General features: G+C 59.7%; 2 protein-coding genes. Both read right to left on the bottom strand.

Features of this window, described 5'->3' with window-relative positions; translation table 11 throughout:
* On the bottom strand, positions 1 to 926 hold a 926-nt coding region (locus tag H0V78_07055; GenBank protein ID MBA2351535.1), incomplete at its 3' end, for a 2-oxo acid dehydrogenase subunit E2.
* A 164-nt stretch (positions 927 to 1,090) separates the two neighbouring features.
* On the bottom strand, positions 1,091 to 2,692 hold a 1,602-nt coding region (locus tag H0V78_07060; protein MBA2351536.1), incomplete at its 5' end, for a 2-oxoglutarate dehydrogenase E1 component.

A 2,692-nucleotide genomic window follows, 5' to 3' on the forward strand; every position in this document is an offset into this window, starting at 1 on the left:
CGCGGCGTGCCGACCGCGATGCCGATATCGAAATAACCGTGATAGACGATATCTTTGCCGTCAATCGAAGCGTTGACGACCGGAAATTTTTTCAGGGCGGCAACCGATGCCTTGACGAAAAACGACATGAAACCGAGTTTGACCCCGTGCTCTTTTTCGAACTTGTCCTTGTAGCGGTTGCGCAGCTCGATCACCGGCTGCATGTTGACTTCGTTGAACGTCGTCAGAATCGCCGCGGTCGCTTGTGATTGCACGAGCCGCTCAGCGATGCGCGCGCGCAGCCGCGACATCGGCGCGCGCGTTTCCGGGCGCTCGCCGGCGGGCGCTGGCTTTGCATCGAGCGGTTTCGCGGCGGCGGACGCTCCGCTATCCGGCTGCCGGGCCGGACGCGCGTCAGCTTGCGCCGGGCGATCCTGATTCAGCACATCGTCTTTGGTGACACGGCCGCCGCGGCCTGTGCCCTGGAATTCGCTGGTGTCGATGCCGCGATCGGCCGCAGCTTTTTTTGCCGCCGGCATCAGCACCGGTTCGTCAGCCTGCTGCTTGCCTTTGCTGCCTTTCGCTTGCGGTTTCGCGGCCGCCGACGTTTGCCCGTCTGCTCGCTTTTGCCCTTCCGCCGGTGTTTGCCCTTCTCGTGCGACTTGGCCGTCACCCGCCTTGGCTTTGCCGGGCGCCGGTGCGATCGCTTCGGTGTCTATGGTCGCGATCACGTCATCGCTGCCGACCGTGGCGCCATCGCTCTTGATGATCTGCTTCAGCAGCCCGGCCGCCGGAGCCGGCAGCTCGAGCACGACCTTGTCGGTCTCGACGTCGATCAGATTCTCGTCGCGCTGGACGTATTCGCCGGCTTTCTTGTGCCACGACAGCAAAGTCGCTTCGGCGACCGATTCAGACAGAACCGGAACTTTGACTTCAACTAGCATGATTGCTCCGTCGTTATTGATCCGCTAACAGGCTGTTAAAAACGTAGTGAGCGCAGCCAAGACGAGGTGCTGCGGGCCGAAAAAGCGGAATGTATATGGGAATACATGAGCATTTTGAGGCCCTGAGTAACGAAGTATTGGCAAGCGCAGTAGTTTTCAACAGCCTGTTAATGCGGTTTCCATGTCGTCGTCAGTTCGTCGCGAAACACCGCATCGACCAGCGCTTTCTGCTCGGCATTATGCCTGGCCAGATAGCCGGCGGCCGGCGACGCCGACGAAGCCCGCAGCGCGTAGCTCAATTTCTGGTCGGGCCGCATATGGCGCAACAGGTAGTGCTGGATGCGATGCCAGGCGCCTTGATTACCCGGCTCTTCCTGCGCCCACAGCACTTCCTTTGCGTTCGGATACAAATCGATCTGCGCCTTGAATTCCTCATGCGGAAACGGGTAGAGCTGCGGGATGCGCACGATCGCAATATCGCTCACATCGCGCTCGCGGCGCGCGGCGAGAATATCGTAGAACACTTTTCCGGCGCAAAACACGATGCGGCGCACCTTGCCGGCATCGATGTCGGTATTGGCTTCGCCGTTGACCGGGCGAAAGCTGATGCTGGCGAGATCGTCGAGACTCGATACCGAATCCTTGTGCCGGAGCAGGCTTTTCGGGCTCATGATGACGAGCGGCTTTCGATACGGGCGCAGCATCTGGCGGCGCAACAGATGAAACATTTGCGCAGGCGACGATGGCACGCACACCTGGATATTGTAATCCGCGCACATCTGCAGGTAACGCTCGAGACGCGCCGACGAGTGTTCCGGCCCCTGGCCTTCGTAACCGTGCGGCAGCATCAACACCAACCCGCAAATGCGGCCCCATTTCGCTTCGCCGGAAGTGATGAACTGGTCGATGACGACTTGCGCGCCGTTCGCGAAATCACCGAACTGTGCTTCCCACACCACGAGCTCATTCGGATCGGTCGTCGAATAGCCGTATTCGAAACCGAGCACGGCCTCTTCCGACAGCACCGAATCGATGACCACGAAACTCCCCTGGTTATCGGAGATGTTGCACAACGGTATGTACACGCCGTCATTCCATTTCTCGCGGTTCTGGTCGTGCAGGACGGCGTGGCGATGGAAGAACGTGCCGCGCCCGGAATCCTGGCCCGAAATGCGCACCGCATAGCCATCCTTGAGCAGCGATGCGTAGGCCAGATTCTCCGCCATGCCCCAATCGAGCGGGAGCTTGCCCTGCCCCATCAGGCGGCGATCGGCGAGGATTTTTTCGACGCGCGAATGCAGCTTGAAATTCTCGGGAACCGTGGTCAGGCGTTCCGACAAGCGCTTGAGTTCCGCGAGAGGGATCGAGGTATCGACTTTCTGCGTCCATTTCGTGTTTATGAACGGCGACCAGTCGACCGCGAACGGCGGTTTGTAATTCGACAATATGGTTTTGTTGGTATGGCGGCCGGCATCGAGCGCGTTGCGATAGTCTTCGACCATGGCGTCGGCTTCGTCGCTGGTCAGCACGCGCTGCGCGATCAGCTTGTCGACATAAAGCTTGCGCGAGCCCGGATGCGCGTTGACTTTTTTATACATCAAGGGCTGCGTCACCATGGGCTCGTCCTGCTCGTTGTGGCCGAGCTTACGGAAACAGATCATGTCGATCACGACGTCTTTCTGGAACTGCATGCGGAAATCGAACGCGATTTCGGTCGCCAGCAGCAGCGCTTCCGGATCGTCGCCGTTGACGTGCAGAATCGGCGCCTC

Source organism: Burkholderiales bacterium (assembly GCA_013695435.1).
In the GTDB taxonomy this organism is placed as follows: Bacteria; Pseudomonadota; Gammaproteobacteria; order Burkholderiales; family JACMKV01; genus JACMKV01.